The sequence below is a fragment of the Rhizobium sp. GCM10022189 genome (genome assembly GCF_042656325.1).
Classification (GTDB): Bacteria; Pseudomonadota; Alphaproteobacteria; order Rhizobiales; family Rhizobiaceae; genus Rhizobium.
On the sequence record NZ_JBHSOR010000003.1, the window covers coordinates 1 to 22,804 of the forward strand.

20 protein-coding genes are annotated in these 22,804 nt (G+C 62.6%); 5 read left to right on the top strand and 15 right to left on the bottom strand.

The window, feature by feature from the left end:
• Nucleotides 1-224 precede the first annotated feature (224 nt).
• The gene (locus tag ACFPWW_RS03580) at nucleotides 225-1,319 is read right to left on the bottom strand and encodes a calcium:proton antiporter (RefSeq protein ID WP_112756652.1); all 1,095 of its coding nucleotides are present in this window, start codon (nucleotides 1,317-1,319) and stop codon (nucleotides 225-227) included.
• A gap of 239 nt (nucleotides 1,320-1,558) precedes the next feature.
• Between ACFPWW_RS03580 and ACFPWW_RS03585 the strand changes: the two genes are divergently transcribed.
• Nucleotides 1,559-1,840 carry a DUF2188 domain-containing protein gene (locus ACFPWW_RS03585; RefSeq protein ID WP_377310441.1) on the top strand — a complete coding sequence of 94 codons (282 nt, stop codon included), beginning with the start codon at nucleotides 1,559-1,561 and terminating at the stop codon, nucleotides 1,838-1,840.
• 36 nt (nucleotides 1,841-1,876) lie between these two features.
• On the opposite strand, the gene ACFPWW_RS03590 is transcribed toward ACFPWW_RS03585, so the two are convergent.
• Nucleotides 1,877-2,785: a LysR family transcriptional regulator gene (locus tag ACFPWW_RS03590; protein WP_112564532.1), complete on the bottom strand. Its 909-nt coding sequence runs from the start codon at nucleotides 2,783-2,785 to the stop codon at nucleotides 1,877-1,879.
• Nucleotides 2,786-2,874: 89 nt separating this feature from the next.
• Here ACFPWW_RS03590 and ACFPWW_RS03595 point away from each other — a divergent pair, with 89 nt between their 5' ends.
• Nucleotides 2,875-3,897: an NAD(P)H-binding protein gene (locus tag ACFPWW_RS03595; RefSeq protein WP_377310443.1), complete on the top strand. Its 1,023-nt coding sequence runs from the start codon at nucleotides 2,875-2,877 to the stop codon at nucleotides 3,895-3,897.
• Here the strand turns inward: ACFPWW_RS03595 and ACFPWW_RS03600 are convergent.
• From ACFPWW_RS03600 to trxB, 6 genes are all read right to left on the bottom strand, one after another.
• Nucleotides 3,894-4,691 (bottom strand): aminoglycoside phosphotransferase family protein, encoded by a 798-nt coding sequence (locus ACFPWW_RS03600; protein WP_112564534.1) that lies wholly within the window; start codon nucleotides 4,689-4,691, stop codon nucleotides 3,894-3,896. The genes ACFPWW_RS03595 and ACFPWW_RS03600 overlap by 4 nt on opposite strands.
• Before the next feature lie 72 nt (nucleotides 4,692-4,763).
• Complete coding sequence (locus tag ACFPWW_RS03605; RefSeq protein WP_377310445.1) at nucleotides 4,764-5,888, bottom strand: alkene reductase; 1,125 nt, start codon at nucleotides 5,886-5,888, stop codon at nucleotides 4,764-4,766.
• Between the two features lie 24 nt (nucleotides 5,889-5,912).
• Entirely contained in the window at nucleotides 5,913-7,079 is a 1,167-nt protein-coding gene (locus ACFPWW_RS03610; protein WP_377310446.1) for an MFS transporter, read from the bottom strand.
• 3 nt (nucleotides 7,080-7,082) lie between these two features.
• Nucleotides 7,083-7,376, bottom strand: a complete 294-nt coding sequence (locus ACFPWW_RS03615; protein ID WP_112564790.1) for an ArsR/SmtB family transcription factor — start codon at nucleotides 7,374-7,376, stop codon at nucleotides 7,083-7,085.
• Nucleotides 7,377-7,931: 555 nt separating this feature from the next.
• Nucleotides 7,932-8,828, bottom strand: coding sequence for a LysR family transcriptional regulator VtlR (locus tag ACFPWW_RS03620; RefSeq protein WP_112543602.1), 897 nt, complete (start codon nucleotides 8,826-8,828; stop codon nucleotides 7,932-7,934).
• Between the two features lie 22 nt (nucleotides 8,829-8,850).
• Complete coding sequence (gene trxB, locus ACFPWW_RS03625; protein WP_377310449.1) at nucleotides 8,851-9,825, bottom strand: thioredoxin-disulfide reductase; 975 nt, start codon at nucleotides 9,823-9,825, stop codon at nucleotides 8,851-8,853.
• Between the two features lie 230 nt (nucleotides 9,826-10,055).
• On the opposite strand from trxB, the gene ACFPWW_RS03630 reads away from it, so the two are divergent.
• Nucleotides 10,056-10,523: an Lrp/AsnC family transcriptional regulator gene (locus tag ACFPWW_RS03630; protein WP_112564538.1), complete on the top strand. Its 468-nt coding sequence runs from the start codon at nucleotides 10,056-10,058 to the stop codon at nucleotides 10,521-10,523.
• 19 nt (nucleotides 10,524-10,542) lie between these two features.
• On the opposite strand, the gene ACFPWW_RS03635 is transcribed toward ACFPWW_RS03630, so the two are convergent.
• From ACFPWW_RS03635 to greA, 3 genes are read right to left on the bottom strand one after another with little or no spacing between them, the layout of a single operon-like run.
• Complete coding sequence (locus tag ACFPWW_RS03635; protein ID WP_377310451.1) at nucleotides 10,543-11,334, bottom strand: hypothetical protein; 792 nt, start codon at nucleotides 11,332-11,334, stop codon at nucleotides 10,543-10,545.
• Between the two features lie 46 nt (nucleotides 11,335-11,380).
• Complete coding sequence (locus ACFPWW_RS03640) at nucleotides 11,381-12,430, bottom strand: glycosyltransferase family 4 protein (protein WP_377310453.1); 1,050 nt, start codon at nucleotides 12,428-12,430, stop codon at nucleotides 11,381-11,383.
• 31 nt (nucleotides 12,431-12,461) lie between these two features.
• Nucleotides 12,462-12,938, bottom strand: a complete 477-nt coding sequence (greA, locus tag ACFPWW_RS03645) for a transcription elongation factor GreA (protein ID WP_112564541.1) — start codon at nucleotides 12,936-12,938, stop codon at nucleotides 12,462-12,464.
• A 250-nt stretch (nucleotides 12,939-13,188) separates the two neighbouring features.
• Here greA and ACFPWW_RS03650 point away from each other — a divergent pair, with 250 nt between their 5' ends.
• Both ACFPWW_RS03650 and ACFPWW_RS03655 read left to right on the top strand, forming a co-directional pair.
• Entirely contained in the window at nucleotides 13,189-14,421 is a 1,233-nt protein-coding gene (locus tag ACFPWW_RS03650) for a putative DNA modification/repair radical SAM protein (protein WP_377310455.1), read from the top strand.
• The gene (locus ACFPWW_RS03655) at nucleotides 14,421-15,866 is read left to right on the top strand and encodes a UdgX family uracil-DNA binding protein (protein ID WP_377310634.1); all 1,446 of its coding nucleotides are present in this window, start codon (nucleotides 14,421-14,423) and stop codon (nucleotides 15,864-15,866) included. The genes ACFPWW_RS03650 and ACFPWW_RS03655 overlap by 1 nt, the downstream gene beginning before the upstream one ends.
• 22 nt (nucleotides 15,867-15,888) lie before the next feature.
• On the opposite strand, the gene ACFPWW_RS03660 is transcribed toward ACFPWW_RS03655, so the two are convergent.
• The 4 genes from ACFPWW_RS03660 to ACFPWW_RS03675 form a co-directional block, all read right to left on the bottom strand.
• Entirely contained in the window at nucleotides 15,889-17,088 is a 1,200-nt protein-coding gene (locus ACFPWW_RS03660) for a T6SS phospholipase effector Tle1-like catalytic domain-containing protein (RefSeq protein WP_377310457.1), read from the bottom strand.
• 122 nt (nucleotides 17,089-17,210) lie between these two features.
• Nucleotides 17,211-20,696, bottom strand: a complete 3,486-nt coding sequence (carB, locus tag ACFPWW_RS03665; protein ID WP_112703907.1) for a carbamoyl-phosphate synthase large subunit — start codon at nucleotides 20,694-20,696, stop codon at nucleotides 17,211-17,213.
• A 173-nt stretch (nucleotides 20,697-20,869) separates the two neighbouring features.
• Nucleotides 20,870-21,898 (bottom strand): zinc-dependent alcohol dehydrogenase family protein, encoded by a 1,029-nt coding sequence (locus tag ACFPWW_RS03670; RefSeq protein WP_377310460.1) that lies wholly within the window; start codon nucleotides 21,896-21,898, stop codon nucleotides 20,870-20,872.
• Nucleotides 21,899-21,975: 77 nt separating this feature from the next.
• On the bottom strand, nucleotides 21,976-22,746 hold the full coding sequence (locus ACFPWW_RS03675; protein ID WP_112759188.1) for a LytTR family DNA-binding domain-containing protein: 771 nt from the start codon (nucleotides 22,744-22,746) through the stop codon (nucleotides 21,976-21,978).
• Between the last annotated feature and the right edge of the window lie 58 nt (nucleotides 22,747-22,804).

Below are 22,804 nucleotides of genomic sequence, written 5' to 3' on the forward strand. Positions count from 1 at the left end.
CCAAACCAGCCATGACATGAAGGCAAAAGGCCGCAACTTCGTCTGCCTCACGGCCAAACCGGAAACAACCAAACCTTCAAAAACAAAACCCGCCGAAAAAATCGACGGGTTTGTCAGCGGTCTGAGCCCGCCAGAGATGGCGGGCTTTTTGTTTGCCCTGAGTTTCTGATTTAACGCGCTGCGACGATGAATCAGCTTGTCGCGTCAAGTCACTGATTTCAGATTCAAAGTCCGATCGCCGTCAGCATGATGAAGGTGGCGAAGAGGATGAAGTGGGTCATGCCCTCGATGGCGTTCGTCTCGCCGTCGTTGAGGTTGATGGCCGCGGCAATCAGCGTGACCATGACCATCACCGTCTGGACCGGCGACATGGCCATGACGAAGGGCTGGCCGGTATAAAGCGCGATACCCTCCATGACCGGCACGGTGAGGATGACCGTCGAAAGGGAGGCGCCCATGGCGATGTTGACGGTTGCCTGCATGCGGTTGCGCAGCGCTGCCCTCAGGGCCGTCAGAATTTCCGGAGCCGCGGAGATGGCGGCGACCACGATGGCGGTTACGGCCACGGGAGCGCCGGTGCCGCGCAGGCCCTCGCTCATGAAGCCCGACATGAACTCGGCAAGCGCGCCGATGATGACCACGCCGATGAGGATGATGGTGATGGAGGCCGCGACCGATCCTTCTTCGTGATGTTCGTCCGGATGTTCCTTCTGCCGTTCCGAGCGCGGATAGCTGTAGGAGAAGAAGTAGCTGTGCTGGCCGACCTGCATGCGCAGGAAGAGGCCGTAAAGGGCGATCATGGCGATGATGGTGAAGCCGGAATAATAGTGCCATTTGTCGTCGGGCACGAATTCGGGAACGATCATCGAAATGCCCATGGCGGTCAGGATCATCACGCCGTAGGTCTTGCCGGAATTGTCGTTATAGGGCTGCTCGCCATGTTTCAGGCCGCCGAGCAGGGCTGCGAGGCCGAGAATGCCGTTGATGTCGAGCATGAGCGCCGAATAGATCGTGTCGCGCACGAGCGTCGGTGACGTTTCCTCGCCGCTCATCATGATGCCGAGAATGATGACTTCCACGGCGACGGCCGAGAGCGTCAGGATCATCGTGCCATAGGGATCGCCGACCTTGACGGCGAGCAGTTCCGCATGGTGGGCGACGCGCATGGAGGCGAGCACGATAGTGACGATCAGGGCAGCGGCGGCGGCAAGCGCCATTACCTGCCCGGCCTCCATGACGGCATGTTCCATGAGATAGGCGACGACTGCCACGACGACCGCCACGACCAGGAACTTTTCTTCCTTAAGATGCAATGCCATTTCCACCACCAGCGCCGATTTCGATTCCCCCGGGGACTGTAAGCCGGTGATTTTTCTACGCAAGAAGACTCGTCACGGATGAAATTTGCAGTCTGTGACGATTAATGAAATACTGCTTTTCATACGGCAGCCGGAACCCAGATCGCGGCGTCCTCGAAATCTTCTCAAGCGGCCCGCGCTGAACCGGACATGATCCGGGAGCCCACGGATGCGCAACGAGAAGAAGAGGAGAGACATGCATGGTCAAGGTGGTCTACGAAGTCGTACCGCATGACGGCGGCTGGGCCTACAAGCTGGAAGACGTCTATTCCGAGGCATTTCCGAGCCACTCCGAGGCGCTCGAAGCGGCCCGTATCGTTGCGGCAGAGCAGCAGGTGGGCGGCGATTCCGCCGAGATCAGCTGGCAGGATGCTCAGGGCAAGTGGCACGAGGAATATGCCGAGGGCGGGGATCGTCCCGAGACCGAGGTCGTGGACGTCTTTGCCAAGAGCCGTTCGCCCGAGGTTTCCCCCGAGCCCTGATTTGCGGCCGGCACCTCATCGTCGTTCAGCGCGTCGTCAGACGCGCGTTTCCCTGCATGACCTGATATAGTTCAGCAGCCCCTTGACCAGTGCGTCGAAGGCGACGCGGCAGCGCGGCGATGTCTTGAGGCTCTCGTGCATGACCACCCACGTGCCGAGAGGGATTTCGAATTCATCTGCCAGAATATGGACGAGATCGGGGTTCGGGCGGGCAAGTCCCGTCTGGCAGACGCCGATGCCTATTCCGGCGCGGATAGCGGTGTAGTGGGCCAGATGGCTGCTGGTGCGGAAGGCATAGGCGAGCTGCTCGGCCACCGGGTAGAGCTTCAGCATCATGCGGATATAGGCCGTCTGCCGGTCGAAGCCGATGAGGCGATGGCCGGCAAGCTCGGCCATGGTTTGCGGCGTGCCGTGCCGTTCCAGATAGCGGCGATGGGCATGGAAGCCCAGCGGGATATCGCCGATGCGCCGCACCAGCAGCGCGTCCTGCCGCGGTTCGGCCATGCGCACGGCAATATCCGCCTCCCGGTTCATGAGGTCTTCCAGCGCATCGGACGCCGACAGTTCCACCTGCAGGCCGGGATAGGCTTCCTGCAGATCGGCGATGATCGACGGCAGGACCTCGATGCCGATCACCTCGCTGGCGCTGATGCGCACGGTGCCTTCCACCTTGCCGCGCTCGCTGGATGCTGTGCGCAGGAGCGCGGCCGCCGTCGTTGCCAGCGTTTCTGCGTAGGGCCGCAGGTCGAGCGCCATGTCGGTCGGCAACAGGCCGTTTGACGAGCGGATGAAAAGTTCCGCGCCGACAGCTTCCTCCAGCGCATCGATGTGGCGGCCGATCGTCGGCTGCGTCAGGCCGAGTTCGCGGGCGGCGGCCGAAAGCGATCCGTGGCGCAGCACAGTGAGGAAAGAGCGGTAGAAATCCCAGCTTGGCTCGGAGGTCATCTATTTATGTATAGCGGCAGAATGTATTTCGTCAATTTTGTTTATCTCCAGCTGAAGGCATAGTCGTCTCGTCGAACAAGGAGACGATCATGGGCAGTGGAGATCAGCGTAGGAAATCGGCGCTTATTCTGGGTGCTACGGGTGGCATCGGCGGCGCGGTTGCCCGCAAACTGCAGGCGCGCGGCTGGACGATCAGGGCGCTCCACCGCAACGCCCAGAAAGCATCGGCGAGCGGGCCGGGCTTCGACTGGGTACAGGGCGACGCAATGAATGCCGCCGATGTTCGCAGGGCCGCGGAAGGTGTTGATCTCATCGTTCATGCCGTCAATCCGCCTGGCTATCGCGACTGGGAGAGACTGGCGCTGCCGATGCTCGACAATACGATCGCCGCGGCCTGCGCGGTCGGCGCGCGCATCCTGCTGCCGGGCAATGTCTACAATTTCGGGCCGGATGCCTTTCCGGTCGTGACGGAGGACAGCCCCCAGCACCCGGTGACGAAGAAGGGCAGGATTCGCGTCGAGATGGAGAAGCGCCTGAAGGCGGCTTGCGAGATGGGCGCCAGTGTCATCATCGTGCGCGCCGGCGATTTCTTCGGGCCGGGCGCCACCGGCAACAGCTGGTTTTCCGCCGCCTATGCCACGCCGGGCAAACCGGTCGGCACGATCAGAAACCCCGCGCTGCCGGGCATCGGGCACCATTGGGCCTATCTGCCCGATGTCGCCGAGACGATGGTGCAGCTTGTCGAGCGGGCCGAGCGCCTGCCGGCATTCGCCTGCTATCATATGAACGGATTCTGGGACGGCGATGGCCGCCAGCTGGCGGAAGCGGTCCGGCGGGTTGCCGGCGGCAAGGCGAAGATCGGCCGTTTTCCCTGGTTTGTCGTGCCGCTGCTCGCTCCCTTCATGACGCTGATGCGGGAACTGAAAGAGATGCGTTACCTCTGGAAAGTGCCGCTGCGCATGAAGAACGACAGGCTGGTCGCCGAGCTTGGAACCGAGCCGCATACGCCGATCGACGAAGCCGTGCGCGCCGCGCTCATTGCGCAAGGCTCGCTGCCGGAGCTGCCGCATGGCGTGGCGGCGCTTCTTTCGCATGCTGGAAAGGCCGGTTAGCCAAGCTCCGCAAGCGCGATGCGGGCAACCGTCAGAGGTTTCTCGGCGGAGGCATGATCGCCATCCTCAAGGAACCAGGCGGCGGAGAGGGCGGAATAGGCGGCGATCCATTTGAGCAGTCTCGACGGCTCGATGTCTGCCTCGCCGGAGACGATCGGAAGCTGGCGGCGCAGGCGCCTCGGATCCACCGTCGTCGGCAGGTCTTCGTTGGCGAAGATATTGGCAAAGTCGTAGCCGCGCTCGCCGTAGATCCGCTTGGGGTCGATCGCCAGCCAGCCCCTTTCGCCGAAATCGAGGACGTTGCGGTGATGGATATCGCCGTGGAGAATGCCGAGCTGCTGTGGCGCCGCAAGCAGGGCGCTTGCGATCTTCCAGCAATCGGCGAAGGTGCCGGCATGGGTTTCCGCCGCCGGCTTCAGGCTGCGGAACCAGCGCTCGAGCGTCGGCGCCCCCTCAAGCGGGGTGGGGCGGGGCGCATGCAGCCTTGCGGCTGTGCGCACCATGATACGGCTTGCCTCGTCGTCCTTACCGTTCAGGGCCATGTGCAGCAGGGACTGCCTGTCTGCGGCGCGCTCCAGGAGGACGGCATCGTCCTCCTGCGCATAGACCCGGGCCGCGCCATCGCCATTCCACCATTGCATCAGCAATGCGCCTTCGCGCTCGCTGCTGTCGATTGCGACTTTCAGCATGGCGGGTTTGTCCTGCCAGATGACCGGCAGGAGGCGGCTTGAATGGGTGATGATGGGTTCGCCGTCTGGCGACAGCGACCAGCGTTCGAGATAGCGGGAGAACATGGCGGCATGCTAGCGGCAATGGTCTGAAATGGAAATCCCGCCGGGCGGCGGGATTTCTGTCTGCTCCAGCGATCAGGCGACCTTTTCGAGCAGCGGATAGTCGATGTAGCCCTTGGCGGTGCCACCGTAGAAGGTGGACTGGTCGGGCGTGTTGAGCGGCAGGTTCTTTTCCAGGCGCTCGACGAGATCCGGATTGGCGATGAAGGGTTTGCCGAAGGCAACAAGATCGGCCGCGCCGGTTTCGACGGCTTCGAGCGCCATATCGCGGTTGTAACCGTTGTTGACCATCCAGGCAGCCTTGCCGCCGGCCTTCTTGTAGGCGGCACGCAGCGCCTTGTAGTCGAAGGACGGGTTGTCGCCCTGGCGATAGTCGCGCTCGCCGCCGGTCTGGCCTTCAACGACATGGATATAGGCGAGATCGTACCTGGCCAGGCCTTCGACGACATGGGTGAAGATCGCCTGCGGATTGGAATCGTAGGATTCGCCCGACGGCGTGACCGGCGAAATGCGGATCGCGGTGCGGCGGGCGCCGATTTCCCTGGTCACGGCTTCAACGACTTCAAAGGTTAAGCGGGCGCGGTTTTCGATCGGGCCGCCATATTCGTCGGTGCGGTCGTTGACGCCGTCGCGCATGAACTGGTCGAGCAGATAGCCATTGGCGCCGTGGATTTCGACGCCGTCGAAGCCGGCATCGATCGCGGCGCGGGCGGCCTTGCGGTAATCCTCGACGATGCCGGGAATTTCGGAGGTTTCGAGCGCGCGCGGCTCGGAAGTGTCGGTAAAGCCGCCGGTGCCGTCCGCGTTGACGAGATAGGTCTTGGCCTTGGCGATGCGATTGGTCGACGAGACCGGCTTGCCGCCGTTCGGCTGCAGCGCGGTGTGCGAGATGCGGCCGACATGCCACATCTGCACGACGATCTTGCCGCCCTCGGCATGGACGGCATCCGTCACCCGCTTCCAGCCATCGAGCGCTTCCTTGCTGTAGAGGCCGGGCACGTTGGCATAACCCTGGCCCTGGTGCGTGATGGCGGTCGCTTCGGTGATGATGAGGCCGGCCGTGGCGCGCTGGCGGTAATATTCGACATTCATGTCGTTCGGGATTGCGCCCGGCGAACGGTTACGGGTGAGCGGCGCCATGACGATATGGTTCTTCAGGGCAATATCGCCCGCCTGCGTCGGTTGAAAGAGCTTGGCCATAGTAAGGTCCTTTCTGCTTGGTGGTCACTCGGCGGCGGCGGGCGCGGCCTGCGCCCGGCCGGAGAGATAGGTAAGAGCGGTGGCGGCAAGGCCGATCAGGGCCATGGCGGCCGCCGCGAGGGGAACGCGGTCGAGATCGAGGCCGGCATCGATGACCGTGCCGCCGACCCAGGCGCCGAGGGCATTGCCGGTGTTGAAGGCGCCGATATTGATGGTCGAGACGAGGTTCGGCGCATCCCTGCCGAAGCCGACCACGCCGACCTGCAGGGCCGGCACCGCAGCAAAGGTGGCTGCGGCCCACAGGAAGAGGGTGATCTCGGCCGGGATGAAGAAGCGGCTCGTATAGAAGAAGATCGCCGAGCTCAGCGCGATCGCCGCAAAGATGGCGGCAAGGGCAGTACCGAGGCGCCAGTCGGCAAGCTTGCCGCCGATCAGGTTGCCGACCGTCAGGCCGATGCCGATCAGGAACAGTGTCCAGGTCACCCCTTCCGGCGAGACGCCGGTCACGTCCCGCAGCAGCGGGGCGATATAGGTGAAGAGCGTGAACATCGAGGCCGAGAAGAAGACGGTGACCGACAGCGCCATCCACAGGCGGCCGTTCCGCAACGCCGCGATCTCGCGCAGGATGCCGCTCTGCTCTTCCTGCCTGTCGCGAGGCAGGGCGGCGATCAGGCCGGCAATGGTCACGACGCCGATTGCAGTCACCACCCAGAACGTGGACCGCCAGCCGAAGGCCTGGCCGATGGCGGTGCCGAGCGGCACGCCGAGCACGTTTGCGAGCGTCAGGCCGGTGAACATCAGGGCGACGGCGCGGGCCTTGCGGTCCTCGCTGACGAGATTGGCGGCGACGACCGAGCCGATGCCGAAAAAGGCGCCGTGGCAAAGGGCCGTGACGATGCGGGCGATCATCAGCACCCAGTAGTTGGGCGCAATCGCGCAGAGCAGGTCGCCGGCGATGAAGAAGGCCATCAGCATGATGAGCGCCGAGCGGCGCTTCAGCCTGGCGGTGGAAACGGCCATGACGGGCGCGCCGAGTGCGACGGCCAGCGCATAACCCGTTACCAGCCAGCCGGCCTGCGGGATCGTGACAGAGAGGTCGGCGGCGACTTCGGGCAGAAGGCCCATGATGACGAATTCGGTGGTGCCTATCGCAAAAGAGCTCAAGGCAAGCACGAGCAGGGCAAGGGGCATGGGTCAGAGATCCTGCGTCAGTTGCTGGAGGAAGGCGGCGATCGTTTCTTCGTTGCGCTTGTAGAAGATCCACTGGCCGACGCGCTTGCTGGTGACGAGGCCGGCGCGGTGGAGGATGCCAAGGTGCGAGGACACGGTGGATTGAGACAGGCCGCAGCGTTCGAACTGGCTGGCACAGACACCCATTTCAAACGGATGTTCCTGCGTCGGAAAGTGTTCTTCCGGGTTCTTCAGCCAGTTGAGGATGTCCATCCGGGCAGGATTGGCCAGCGCCTTGAGAATCTCGTCTTTGTCCATCGTCATTCATCGAATTATAAATCGGATTTTCTCGATATATGGATCGATGATATTCGATATGCAAGTCACGGAGGCGTGAGGTCGTAATTTTCCCGCTCTGCCTAAAGTTTAAGCAAAAAAAGAGGGCCGCTGGAAAACCAGGGCCCTATAAGTGTGAAGGTCAAAAACCTCCAGAGGGGAACAGCCAACGCGGTGGCACTGGGAGAGAAGCCACGAAATGCATCAGCTATGAGCGATATGGTGGTTCTTTGTGCAGCTTTCAATGCATTTTTGTGCATGCCAGCTATGCGCTGCACAAAATTTTCCGCACTGCGGTATCTCCCGGTAAAATTCACGCAAAAAAAGAGGGCCACCGGAAAACCGAGGCCCTTATAAGTGTGAAGGTCAAAAACCTCCAGAGGGGAACAGCTAATGCGGTGGAACTGGGAGGAAAAGCCACCGTGTGCATCAGCTATGTGCGATATGGTGCTTTAATGAGCAAACGGCAACCCTTTTTTGTGCATGTCAGTCATGCGTGGGTTGCATGATTTGATATTCGTTCCACAAAAAGGGAAATCAGAAGTTCCAGTTACGGGCCTTGCTGACGATGAAATCGCGGAAGGCTTTCAGCTTGGCGGCGTTCTTGATCTCGTCCGGATAGCAGAAATAGGTATCGAAGGAGGGAACGTCGGCATTGATCGCCAGCTGGATCAGGCCGGGGTCGCGGCCGACGATATAATCCGGCAGGCAGGCGATGCCGATACCGAGCAGGCAGGCGCGCTTGATCGAGGTCTGGCTGTTGATCTGCAGGTGCGGAATGCGCTTGTTGTCCGACGAGCGGCCGGCGATTTCCAGCCAGTTGACGTCGAGCAGGTAGTTCGGCGCCGGTTCGCCGAAGGTGATGATCCGGTGATTGTCGAGATCCTCGATCGTCTGCGGTTCGCCATGGCGGTTGATGTAGGAGGGGGCCGCATAGACGTGCATATGCACGGTGAAGAGCTTGCGCTGGATGAGGTCCGACTGTTGCGGCTGGCGAAGGCGGATGGCGCAATCGGCATGGCGCATGTTCACATCCACTTCCTCGTTGTCGAGGATGAGCTGGATCTGGACATCGGGATAGAGCTGCAGGAATTCCTGGATCTTGTCGGTCAGCCAGCCCTGGCCGAGACCGACCGTGGTGGTGACGCGCAGCTTGCCGGACGGTGTTTCCGTCGTCTCGGTCAGCTGCATCTTCACGGTTTCGAGCTTCAGCAGCACGTCATGGGCGGTGCGGTACAACAACTCGCCCTGTTCGGTGAGGATCAGGCCGCGCGCGTGGCGATGGAAGAGCTTGGTGCCCACATCCTGCTCGAGCGCGCTGACCTGACGGCTGATGGCCGACTGGGACAGATGCAGCTTGTCGGCCGCATGCGTAAACGATCCGGCTTCGGCAGCTGCGTGGAAAATACGCAGCTTGTCCCAGTCCAACGGCATTCCCCCACCCCTCATGCCACGATTACTCCGCTGCTACGGCAACGGGCATATGGCCCGTCAGATAACGCTCCGCCTCGAGGGCGGCCATGCATCCCATGCCTGCGGCAGTGACTGCCTGGCGGAACGTATCGTCGGTCACATCACCTGCGGCATAGACGCCCTCCAGGCTGGTCGCAGTCGAATCCGGCGCGGTCCAGAGATAGCCATTGTCCTTCAGCTTCAGCTTGCCCTTGAAAAGTTCGGTTGCCGGTGCGTGGCCGATCGCCACGAAGACGCCGTCGACGGCGACCTCGGTGATGGCACCGGTGCGGGTATCGCGCAGGCGGGCGCCGGAAACGGACGGCGGCATGGGGGGCTTTGCCGGCGTGCCCGTGATTTCGGCGACCTCGGTGTTCCAGAGAACCTTGACGTTCTCCTTGGCGAAGAGGCGTTCCTGCAGGATCTTTTCCGCACGGAAGCTGTCGCGGCGGTGCACGACAGTAACCGACCTGGCGATATTGGAGAGATAGAGCGCTTCCTCGACGGCGCTGTTGCCGCCGCCGACCACGATCACGTCCTTGTTGCGGTAGAAGAAGCCGTCGCAGGTGGCGCAGGCGGAGACGCCGAAGCCCTGGAAATGCTGCTCGCTCTCGATGCCGAGCCACTTGGCCTTGGCGCCGGTTGCGATGATCAGCGTATCGGCCGTCCAGACCTGGCCGCTATCGGTACGGGCGACGAAGGGGCGCTGGTTGAGATCGACCTCGGTGACGAGGTCGTTGACGATTTCGGCGCCGACATGCCGGGCCTGCTGCAGCATCTGGTCCATCAGCCAGGGACCCTGGATCGGATCGGCAAAGCCCGGATAGTTCTCGACGTCGGTGGTAATCATCAGCTGGCCGCCCTGTTCGAGACCGGCGATCAGAACCGGTTTCAGCATGGCGCGTGCGGCGTAGACCGCTGCCGTATAGCCGGCAGGTCCGGAACCGATAATGAGCACCTTGGTATGGCGGGCAGACATAGAATTTCCTTTCGACTGGCAGGATGCGACGGCCAAGAGGCGAATAAGGCCGTTTCGCAATCCCTGCGCCATTTATGAACGACCAATGCTTTTATTCAAGGGCAGCCTTGCATTACCAACAAGGCAAATGCAGGTGCTGTGCAAGATTCCGTCATCGGACTGAAACTTTCTTGCGTATTCCGTGGCTTTATATAGAAGCTGCCCGCGGGGAATTAAAGAAAGGCCTGGGCGTGGTTCGCGCTGAACTTGACGTTATCGACATAAAGATATTGCGGGAACTGCAGGCAGACGGCCGCATGACCAATGTGGAACTTGCCGACCGGGTGGGAATTTCAGCGCCGCCCTGCCTGCGCCGGGTGCGCAAGCTCGAGGAAGCCGGCGTCATCGAAGGATACCACGCGATGCTGAACAGCCCGAAGCTCGGGCTCGATCTCGTCGCATTCTGCATGGTCGGTCTCAAGCACCAGTCCGAAGCCAATCTGAAGGCCTTTGCCGCCGCCACCGCCGAATGGCCGCTGGTGCGCCAGGCCTGGATGGTTTCCGGCGACAGCGATTTCCTGCTGCATTGCGTGGCCCAGAACCTGACCCGCTTCCAGGATTTCGTCATCGAGGTGCTGACGGCCAACGAGCATGTCGATACCGTTCGCACCATGCTGACGATCCGCCAGGTGAAGAAGCTCGGGCTGGTCGAACTCTAAAAGCACTTCCTGAAAGGCTTCAGCCGCGCCAGGCCTTGCTCAGCCAATCGGTATTGCCGATGCGGCGATACCATTTCTGCCCGCCGCCTTCGAAGACCTCGCTCATTTTCGGATTGCCGGCGAAGACGACGATCCTGGCTTCCGGCGGCAGTTCGGGATCGCGCCAGAAGCTCTTGATGTGGCGCGGCACGCAGGCGTTCTTGAAGCTCACGCACCATTCCCGCGGCCAGTATTGCAGGTTTCCATGGGCTGCGAGCTGCGCGCTCTGGAACTGCTGGGAAATCTCGTATTTCGACATGGCTGCCACGGGGTCGGCAATGTAGGTGTCGAGAATATAGGCGTGGGCGCCGATCTCATAGCGGAAGACCGAGCTGTTGCCGACCGAGGCCAGGAACCGGTCGCGGGCCGGATTGAGCTTGCGCAGCGGCTTTGGCCGGAAGAGATCGTCGTCGCGGATGATGAGGAACTTGCCCGGATGCTGGAAGAGCGGCTCCAGGTCGTCGACGATGACGAGATCGAGATCGAGGAAGAGGCCGATGCCCTCGAGACCGGCGAGGTCGCGGCGGAAGAGCGACAGCTTCTGCCAGCGGCGGTCCTTCGAGCCGGCCGGCAGGCCGAGTTCGGGGAGGGGGAAGGTTTCGATACCCTCTTGGAGGCCTTCCGTGTTGTCGGTGAAGCAGACAAAACGGTGCGGGCGTTTCAGGTGCCGTTTGACGCCGTGATAGAGGTTGTTGACATATTCGGGGCCGTAGAGCGTTCCCCACTTCATGCAGAGCACGTTGACCAGGTCATTGCTGTTTGCGGTCGACATCCCTTGCGCCCCTGCCTTCCCGAAATGTTTGTTACAAAGGTTCGGCTTAAGCGCCGAGAAGCTCCTGGTAAATCCGGGCGATTGCCGTCGCTTCCTTTTCCAATGCGAAATTTTCGCGCACGTGCCGGAGCGCCGTTTCCCCCTGTGCGGCGGTCAGCGCAGGATTGGCAAGATAGGTGGCAATGGCTGCCGTCAGCGCCTTGCCGTCGCCGGGCGGCACGATGACGCCGTTTTCGCCTGACACGATCATCTCGGCATAGGCGCCGGCGTCTGACGCGACGACCGCCGTCTTCGAGGCCATGGCTTCCAGCGGGGTCAGGCCGAAGCCTTCGTTGCGGGACGGGGCGACATAGAGCGTCAGCCGGCGATACCAGACCTTGATGTCGGGCACTTCGCCGATGAAGACGATGCGGTCGGCCAGGCCGGCCGCGGCAATATCGGCCTTCAGCTTGTCGGCGAATGCCGTGTGCTCCGGTGTGATGCGGCCGGAAATGACGGCCGTCCAGTCCGGATATTGCGGCAGAAGCGCAATCATCGCCTGGACGAACAGATCGGTGCCCTTCTGGTGGCGCACCCGGCCGAAGCAGCCGACGAGATGGCGGCCGGGCAGGCCGGTGGCCGTGATCGTATCGTCCGGTCCTTCGGGCGGATGGAAGAGCGCGAGATCGACGCCGTGCTGAATGACCGTGTGCGGCACCTTGAGGAAGGAGCCGGAGCGGCTGCTGGTGGCGATGACGGCATCCATCCGGCGGATCAGCCAGCGGGTGTAGGACGTGTGGCGGCGCTGGGCGGCCGAGGTGAAGACGAGCTTCAGCGGCATGCGCAGCACGTGGCGCAGGAGGATGCCTGCAGCCATCTCGTTGTTGCGGCGCGCATGCCAGACGCGGTGGCGGCGCCCGGCCGGCGGGCGCCAGAGGCCGGCCAGCTGCGGCCATTTCAAGCGCGGAAGGTCCGGCGGCAGGCCGGGGCCGAGAGCGGCGATCCTGATCCCCAGCCGGATCTGGCAGGGGATAAGCTGGACGATCGTGGACGTGACGCCGGAGAGCCGGCGTTTCAGGTTGGGCGCGATGATCTCGACGTCGCTGATATCCGGCACGGGCTGCTCTTGAAAAGAAAAGCGCGGGCGATCAGCCCCAGGAAACGGAGAGGATTTCGTAGGCCTTGGAACCGCCCGGCGCGTTGACTTCGATGGAGTCGCCGACTTCCTTGCCGATCAGCGCGCGGGCGATCGGGGAGGAGATGGAAATGCGACCCTGCTTCACGTCGGCTTCCTGATCGCCGACGATCTGGTAGGTCTTTTCCTCTTCGGTGTCCTCGTCGACGAGCTTCACCTTGGCGCCGAACTTGATCTTGTCGCCCGACATCTTGGTAAGGTCGATGACTTCGGCGCGCGCCGTCAGGTCTTCGAGCTCGGTGATGCGGCCCTCGTTGTGGCTCTGCGCTTCCTTGGCTGCATGGTACTCGGCATTTTCGGAAAGGTCGCCATGGGCGCGCGCTTCCGCAATGGCCTCGATGATTCGCGGGCGCTCCTCCTGCTGACGCCAGCGCAGCTCTTCCTGCAGCTTGACGAAACCACCCTGTGTCATCGGTACCTTATCAACCATTTTCTTGTCCTTCTCTCCCCGCATCTGCAGTTCGCGCAGACACAAAAGAAAACAGGTCCCGAAGGGGAACTTCGGAACCGTGTTACAATCCTATTTCGCCGCTTATAGCAGATCGGCACGCGCAATTTCCATAAAATTCGTATCGGCGCTTTTTGCGGTGTGCTGAAGTGCCTGCTTTTGAAGGGAAGTCGGGTACAATCCCGTTTCTTCGTCTTGATTTCGCCACCGTGAACATTTAGTGAACATACGGATGAAGAAATCGCTTAAAGAACGGTTGGCGATCCTTTCCGACGCTGCCAAATACGATGCTTCCTGCGCCTCCAGCGGTACGGTCAAACGGGATTCGTCCGGCTCCGGCGGGCTTGGCTCGACCGAAGGCTCGGGCATCTGTCACGCCTATGCGCCTGACGGCCGATGCATCTCGCTGCTCAAGATCCTGCTCACCAATTTCTGCATCTATGACTGCGCCTATTGCATCAACCGCTCGTCGAGCAATGTCGAGCGCGCGCGGTTCACGCCCGAGGAGGTCGTCTGGCTGACGCTGGAATTTTACCGGCGCAACTACATCGAAGGCCTGTTTCTCTCCTCGGGCATCATCCGCTCATCCGATCACACGATGGAGGAAATGGTGCGCATCGTGCGGGAATTGCGGATCACGCATAGTTTCCGCGGCTACATTCACCTGAAATCCATTCCGGAAGCATCCGCGCATCTGATCGAGGAGGCGGGGCTCTATGCCGACCGCCTCTCGCTCAATATCGAACTGCCGACCGATAGCGGCATCAGCCGCTTTGCACCGGAAAAGAAGCCGGCCGGCATTCGCCGCTCGATGGGCGATCTCAGGCTGAAGATCGAAGCGGCGCAAGAGCCGACGCTGCAAACCAGGAGGCGGAAGCGCTTCGTGCCGGCCGGCCAGAGCACGCAGATGATCGTGGGCGCCGACGGGGCCAGTGATGCGACGATCCTGTCCACCAGCGGCCAGCTTTACAGCAGCTACGGTCTGAAGCGGGTTTATTATTCCGCCTTCAGCCCGATCCCCGACAGTTCGAAGAACCTGCCGCTCATCAAGCCGCCGCTGATGCGCGAGCACAGGCTCTATCAGGCCGACTGGCTCTATCGTTTCTATGGGTTCGGCATCGACGAAATCACGTCGACGCAAGAGGGCGGCATGCTGGATCTCAATCTCGATCCCAAGCTTGCCTGGGCGCTCGGCCATCGCGAGGACTTCCCCGTCGATGTCAACCGGGCCGATCGCGAGAGGCTGTTGCGCGTGCCGGGGCTCGGCACCAGGACGGTGAAGGCGATCCTGACCGAGAGGCGGCAGCGCCGCTTGCGGCTCGAGGACCTGCCGCGTCTCGGCGTCTCCATCCGCAAGGTACAGGCCTTCGTCACGGCCGAGGGCTGGACACCGCATCGCCTTGTCGACCGGCCGGACCTGCGCGCCATGTTCGAGCCGCAACCCGAACAATTGACGCTGTTATGATGCGCCGGATCGTTCTGGAGGGCAGGGGGAATTTCGAGGAATGGCGCAAGGCCGCCCGCGCCTTTGCCGCGGCCGGAATCCTGCCTGACGACATCGACTGGCAGGAAAAGAGCAGCGAGCCGGGCTTTGATTTTCAGCGTGATGCCTTGCCGCCCGACCCAACCCCCAATGCCAGACCCATGAGCGTTCCGCCGGCTTTCATGGCGCTTGCCGAGGCGGTGATCTGCCATAGCGATCCCGGCCGGTTTTCGCTGCTCTACAGCCTGCTGTGGCGCCTGCTGGAAAACCGCGATCTGCTGGATCTGGCGTCCGACGAAGAGGTTTCGCGCGCTCGGCTGATGCAGAAGAGCGTGCATCGCGACGCTCACAAAATGACGGCCTTCGTGCGCTTCAAGGAAGTGCCGGCACCTGCCGGCGCGCGGCGAAAGTTCATCGCCTGGTTCGAGCCGGATCACTATATCGTCGCGCGCAAGGCGCCGTTCTTCCAGCGCCGCTTCACTGATATGGACTGGCTGATCGCCACGCCGAAGGGATCGGCCGCCTGGGATGGCGAGCGGCTGACGACAAGCGATGCGCCCTGCGAAAAGCCTGACATCAGCGACGCGACCGACGATCTCTGGCGCACTTATTATGCCAGCATCTTCAATCCTGCCCGGCTGAAGGTGAAGGCCATGCAGGCCGAGATGCCGAAAAAATACTGGAAGAACCTGCCGGAGGCCGATCTCATTCCCGGCCTGATCGCCGATGCGGAAGTCAATGTGCTTGCCATGGCCGAACGCGAAGCGACGATGCCGCTTGCCTATCATAACAGGATTCGGGAGGCGGCCGCCCGCATGCCGGCCCCGAAACGGGCGCCTGCCGGCACGCTGGAGGCGTTGCGGGAAGAAGCCGCCGCCTGCAGCCGATGCCCGCTGCATGAGAGGGCGACGCAGACGGTCTTTGGCGAGGGGCCAGTCGATGCCGGGATCATGTTCGTCGGCGAGCAGCCGGGCGATCAGGAGGACCTTGCCGGCCGCCCCTTCATCGGGCCGGCCGGGACCGTTTTCGACGAGGCGATCGCGCAGGCCGGTATCGATCGGTCGAGGCTCTATGTCACCAATGCCGTCAAACATTTCAAATACGAGCCGCGCGGCAAGCGGCGCATCCACCAGAAGCCCAATTTGGGCGAGGTGCAGCATTGCCGCTGGTGGCTGAAGCTGGAGCTCGACCTCATACGGCCGCGGCTGGTCGTGGCGATGGGGGCGACGGCCTTCTACGCGCTGACCGGTGAGAAGCAGAAGCTGGCGGATGTGCGGGGGCGAGCGATTGCCATGCAAGAGGGACGATCGCTTTTCGTCACCGTGCACCCTTCCTACCTGCTGCGGATTCCGGATGAGGAAAGGAAGGCGCGGGAGCTTGCGCGTTTTCGGCAGGAGATGAGTCTGATCAAGGGCCTGGCGGCCTGAGCGGAGAAATCGATTCAACGCGTCAGGGCACGAATACGGGGTCTCTGGGCAGGTTGGGCGGAGCATAGCCGGTCGCCATGCGGGTCTGCACGGAGGCATGCAGGGTCGATCCGTCGGGGATGAAGCGCCGGTCCTGTCGCGGCAGATAGATGGCGCGTCTGTCGCCGCGTCTGCGCCAGGAATTTTCCGGCACCCGTCGCGGAATATATTCGAGCAGTTTCCAGCCGGCTGTCATGGAATCGTGCAGGGCCGCGGTCGGATCAAGTTCGACATATTGGTTGTCATTCTTGCCGAGCACGATGTTGTTGATCGTGCGCGAGACGTAGAGCAGGCCTGCCGGCTCCGTTTCGCGGATCATCCAGTCGAGCGGTATCTTCACCTGCGCGCTTTCGGCTTCCGGGTAGCCGCCACCGATATCGCCATGGACGCCGGCAAACCAGACTTCCTTGAAATCCTGCCTGGCACTCGCGGGCTTGAAGGGATTGCCGCGATAGTCCTGATCCGGCGTCCACAGTTCCGGCTGGAACATGGTTCTGCGCTCGTCGATCGACACGGCATGGCGCACGTATTCGACGCTTGGGTTCTTGCGGGTGAAAGGATGGGTCGTGAACTGAGGACGCCCTCTGCCGGCCTCGATCACCGAGGCCACCGTATCGAACAGGCCGAGCAGCTTGATCGGCGGGCGGTCGTTGCGCAGCATGCGCTCGTAGAGACGCATGCTCTTGAAGGCCGATGACGGATCGGCGCCGTCAGGGCCGTCGGTGCGCTGCTCCTGTTCGGGAATGCCCTTGTAGGTTCTGTAGGCATAGTCGAGCAGGTTCAGGTGATAGCGGCTGCTCAAGCCGAAGGCGTGAATGAAACCCGCCAGAACGCGGGCCGTATAGGCGCCGCGGCTGAAGCCGAAAATATAGATGCGGTCGCGCTCGGGATGACCGCCATGATCGTCGGGCGGACCGGCATCGTAGTTCTCGACCAGGAAGCGATAGGCGCCCTTGACGTTTTCATCGAGACCCCAGCCGGTGGCAAGGCCCCAGACTTCGATGGTCTTGCGGTAGAAGCGCGACCATGCATCTGCCGCACCAAGCGTGCCGACTCCGGGATCGTAATAGACGATCTGTTCGTCCGAGCGCTTCAGCGTTCCGAACAGGCGCAGAATATTGGTGCGGTCTGCGGATATCTCGTTCGACGTGCCGTCGAACAGAATGACGATGTTCTTCGACATGCTGCTCCCCCGATACAGCCGGGGAGCAGGCTAACATCAAGTTCCCATGCCTGCAATTTTGGGTCGCAGTTTTGCCGGGATGGGAGGTGGAGGTGAAGAGGCCTTGCCCCTTCACCCGATCGTCAGAAGTAGCTCTGCAGCGGGCGGACTTCGAGGTTGCCGGCCTTCAGCGCCTTGATCGCCTGGGCGGCGGCTTCGGCGCCGGCCATGGTGGTGTAATAGGGCACTTTCTGCATCAGCGTGGCGCGGCGCAGCGACTTCGAATCCGAGATCGCCTTGTTGCCGTCGGTCGTGTTGATGACGAGCTGGACCTGGCGGTTGCGGATGGCGTCCTCGATATGCGGTCGTCCTTCGAGAACCTTGTTGATCTTGGTGGCCTCGATGCCGTTTTCGCCGAGGAAGCGGGCGGTGCCGCCGGTTGCCAGAACCTTGAAGCCCTGTTCGGCCAGAATGCGGATCGCCGGCAGGACGCGCGGCTTGTCGGCATCGCGCACGGAGACGAAGACCGTGCCTTCACGCGGCAGTTCGACGCCGGCGCCGAGCTGGGACTTGGCGAAGGCCAGCGCGAAATCGCTGTCGAGACCGATGACTTCGCCGGTGGAGCGCATTTCCGGGCCGAGCAGCGTATCGACACCGGGGAAGCGGGCGAAGGGGAAGACGGCTTCCTTGACGGCGATGTGCTTCAGCACCCGCGGATCGGGCTTTTCGCCATAGGCGGCGAAGGTCGCGTCGAGCTTCTCACCGGCCATGACGCGGGCGGCGATCTTGGCGATCGGCGCGCCGATGGTCTTGGCGACGAAAGGCACGGTACGCGAGGCGCGCGGGTTGACTTCAAGAACGTAGACCGTGTCGTCCTTGATGGCGAACTGCACGTTCATCAGGCCGCCGACATTCAGCGCCTTCGCCATGGCCTTGGCCTGACGTTCCAGCTCGTCGAGCATTTCGCGCGACAGCGTGCGCGGCGGCAGCGAGCAGGCGCTGTCGCCCGAATGGATGCCGGCCTCTTCGATATGCTCCATGATGCCGGCGACATAGACGTCGGTGCCGTCGGAGAGGCAGTCGACATCGACTTCGATGGCGTTGGTCAGGTAGCTGTCGAAGAGCAGCGGGTTCTTGCCGAGCAGGGTGTTGATCTGGCCAGTCTTGTCGTTCGGGTAGCGTGCCTTGATATCTTCCGGCACCAGTTCCGGAACGGTGTCGAGCAGGTAGGTCTGTAGCTGGCTCTCGGCGTGGATGATCTGCATGGCGCGGCCGCCGAGCACGTAGGACGGGCGAACGACCAGCGGGAAGCCGATTTCGGCGGCGACGAGGCGCGCCTGCTCGACCGAGTAGGCGATGCCGTTGTTCGGCTGGTTGAGGTCGAGCTTCATCAGAAGCTTCTGGAAACGGTCGCGGTCCTCGGCAAGGTCGATCGCATCGGGGGCGGTGCCGAGGATCGGGATACCGTTCTTTTCCAGCGCTTCGGCAAGCTTCAGCGGGGTCTGGCCGCCGAACTGGACGATGACGCCGACGACTTCGCCCTTTTCCTGCTCGGCGCGCAGGATCTCGATCACGTCTTCGGCCGTCAGCGGCTCGAAATAGAGGCGGTCTGACGTATCGTAGTCGGTCGAAACCGTTTCCGGGTTGCAGTTGATCATGATCGCTTCGTAGCCGGCATCCTTCAGCGCGAAGGCGGCATGGCAGCAGCAATAGTCGAACTCGATGCCCTGGCCGATACGGTTCGGGCCGCCGCCGAGGATGACGACCTTCTTGCGGTCGGAGACCTGCGCTTCGGAGCGGGCGGCGCCGACGAAAGGCGTCTCGTAGGTCGAGTACATGTAGGCGGTGGGCGAGGCGAATTCGGCCGCGCAGGTATCGATGCGCTTGAAGACCGGGCGGACGTTGAGCGAATTGCGCAGCTCGGCCACTTCCTTCGGGCGCTTGCCGGTCAGCGTGGCCAAGCGGGCATCGGAGAAGCCCATGGCCTTCAGCATGCGCAGGTTGGCGGCATCCTCGGGCAGACCGTGCTCGCGGATGCGGGCTTCCATGTCGACGATGTTCTTCAGCTGGGCGATGAACCAGGGATCGATCTTGCAGCCCTCATGGACTTCGGCCTCGCTCATGCCCTGACGCAGCGCCTGGGCGACCATGCGCAGGCGGTCCGGGGTCGGCGTGCCGATCGCGGCGCGGATGGCGTTCTGGCTGGATTCGCCTTCCTCGAAATCCGGGATCTCGATTTCGTCGAGGCCGGTCAGGCCGGTTTCGAGGCCGCGCAGCGCCTTCTGCAGCGATTCCGCAAAGGTACGGCCGATCGCCATGACTTCGCCGACCGACTTCATGGCGGTCGTCAGGACCGGCGAAGCGCCGGGGAACTTCTCGAAGGCGAAACGCGGGATCTTGGTGACGACATAGTCGATCGACGGTTCGAAGGAGGCGGGTGTCGCGCCGCCGGTAATGTCGTTTTCGAGTTCGTCGAGCGTGTAGCCGATGGCGAGCTTGGCGGCGACCTTGGCGATCGGGAAGCCGGTGGCCTTGGAGGCGAGTGCGGAGGAGCGCGAGACGCGCGGGTTCATTTCGATGACGACGAGGCGGCCGTCCTTCGGATTGACGGCAAACTGCACGTTCGAGCCGCCCGTCTCCACACCGATCTCGCGCAGCACCGCGATCGAGGCGTTGCGCATGATCTGGTATTCCTTGTCCGTCAGCGTCAGCGCCGGGGCAACGGTGATCGAATCGCCGGTATGGACGCCCATCGGATCGATGTTTTCGATGGAGCAGATGATGATGCAGTTGTCCGCCTTGTCGCGGACGACCTCCATCTCGTATTCCTTCCAGCCGAGAACGGACTCTTCGATCAGCACTTCCGTGGTCGGGGAGGCGTCGAGGCCGCCGCCGACGATTTCGAAGAATTCCGAGCGGTTATAGGCAATGCCGCCGCCGGTGCCGCCGAGCGTGAAGGACGGGCGGATGATGGCGGGCAGGCCGACATGGTCGAGCGCCTGGGCGGCAATCGCCATGGCATGGCTCATGTAGCGCTGCTTGCGGTCGCTCTCGCCGAGGTTCCACTGGTTTTCCAGCTCGTCGAGCGCCTTGTCGAGATCGGCGCCGGAGAGGCTTTCGCGCAGCTTGGCACGCTCGGCCTCGTGCGTCTTGCGGTCGGCATCCTTGATATCGGTGGCGTTTGCCAGCATCGAGCGCGGGGTTTCGAGGCCGATCTTGGCCATGGCTTCGCGGAAGAGGGCGCGGTCTTCGGCCTTGTCGATGGCGGCGGGCTTGGCGCCGATCATCTCGACATTGTAGCGGTCGAGCACGCCCATGCGCTTCAGCGAAAGCGCGGTGTTCAGCGCGGTCTGGCCGCCCATGGTCGGCAGCAGCGCATCCGGGCGCTCCTTGGCGATGATCTTGGCGACGACTTCGGGCGTGATCGGCTCGACATAGGTCGCGTCGGCCAGGCCCGGATCGGTCATGATCGTTGCCGGGTTGGAGTTGACGAGGATGACGCGGTAGCCTTCCTCCTTCAGCGCCTTGCAGGCCTGGGTGCCGGAATAGTCGAATTCGCAAGCCTGGCCAATGACGATCGGTCCCGCGCCGATGATGAGGATCGATTTGATGTCTTGGCGCTTCGGCATGGGCGATATCCATTGTGTGGCTGCGCAAAAAGCCGGCCAGGGTGGGAGATCACCGGGTCGGGTCGCGCATTGAGGGTCTTTTCAGGCTAGAAGCGGCTTATAGGCAAATGTTTTTGCAAACGGAACCCCATAAATCACGGAATCGACAGGAATTCGGACCGGCTTTTGGAAGCCTATTGCCCGGCGGGCAAGACGAGCGTGCGAATCTCGCCGCCAAACGCCGGATTGGCGATGGCTTCGGGTGCCTGTTCCAGCGTTACACGACGCGAAATCAGTGGCTCGACCTTGACCGCGCCCGTGGCAATGAGATCGGCGGCGCGCTGGTGGGTGAACGGGTTGAGGAAGGAGCTGACGAGATTCACCTCCCGAAACAGCAGATCGAATGGCTCGATCTCTATCCTTGCGCCCTGCGGCATGACGCCGAGGATGACTGCCGTGCCGCCGCGTCTTGCAAGCCTCGGCGCCTGCATCATCGTTTCGGCAACGCCGGCACATTCGAAGACGACATCGGCGCCGCCGGGTAGCAAGCCGCCGTCGCCGGCAATGCCGCTGACCGCATCCGCCGCTGACGGATCGAAGCTTGCGGTGGCGCCCAGCGTTTCGGCCAGCGCGCGTTTGCCGGCATTGCGGGTGACGAGGAGAATGCGCGTCGCGCCGGCAAGCCGGGCAAGCTGCACGGTCAACAGGCCGATCACGCCGCCACCAAGCACGATCACGGAAGCGCCTGTCTTGATGTTGGCGAGATCGACGCCGTGCAGGCAGCAGGCGAGCGGCTCGCAAAAGGCGCCGTGCAGGGGATCGAGACCAAGTGGCAGGGCGAAGGCCTGTTTCTGCGGGAGGATGACATAATCGGCAAAACCGCCGTCTCTATGGATGCCGATCGCCTGCAGGTTCCGGCAGAGATTGACGCGGCCATTGTGGCATTCCTCGCAGCGGCCGCAGGCGATATTGGGATCACCCGTGACCCGCATGCCGGGGTGGAAGCCACTGACCTCGGGGCCGACTGCTTCGATGATGCCGGCGAATTCGTGGCCAAGGGTCACCGGTGGATGGGAGGGAAACTCGCCGCGGAAAAGATGGCGATCGGTGCCGCAGATGCCACAGGCTTCGATGCGCAGCAGCAGGTCACCCGGTCCGGGAACGGGCTTGTCGACCTCGCGCATAAACAGCTTTCCGGTCGCTTCCAGGCGCACGGCTTTCATCGGCGTTCTCCTCCCTGTCTCCTTGCCGTCAGGAAGCGGGAAAGCGGGAGTCCCGTCAAGCATTTACCGGGGCTTCTTCAGCCGAAACGGCGGCGGGCTTGCTCGGCAAAACTGCGGCTGACGGGGATTTGCGTACCGTCGCGCGTGAGGATCAGGACCTTGCCGTTGTCGCGTTTCAAGGTCTCGACATGGGCGTCGGCCACCCAATGCGACCTGTGGACCTGCAGCCCCGGTGTCGCGCCAATTTCGCGCAGCGCATCGGAAAAGCGCAGCAGCACCAGCTCGCGGCCGCGGCTGGTGACGACCTCCGTGTAGTGATCCTGTACCGAGAGGCGCAGCAGGGCGCCGCGGTTCTGCGGCTTCAGCCGGTCGAGGATCGAGGCGGCAGGCGGGGCCTGTGCCGCGGCCTCCTCGATCTGCCGGTGCATGGCAAGATAGGTCAGAAAACAGAAGAGGGCGCAGAGCGGCAGCGCGAAAAGGGCTCTTGCCAGGCCGCCGCCGAGGGCCGCCGGATCGCCGCTGAAGGCATAGTCCACAAGGCCGATCGCAAAGCCGATCGGCAAGGCGGCGACCAGCGAGCCGATCATCATGCGCCAGAACGTATTCCCCAGCCGCTTGCGCAGCAGCGCATCGGCGAGCACGGAAAACAGGATGGCGATCGACCATGCGACGGCGTGCAGGATCAGCCAGTAGGCGAAGCGCTCGCCGGCCGGCATGCTGTCCATCGTGCCGTAGGGACCTGTCACCGCGAAGATGAGGACAATGGCGAGGAAGGTTCCCCAGAAGCGCGAAGAGCGCCAGAAGACCTGCAATTCGCGAAGCGTGGATTGCAAGGAGGGGTGATCCACGAAGTTTTCCCGCAGTTTACGCCATGTTCGTTGAGAGAAATGCACTCATGCCGGAAAC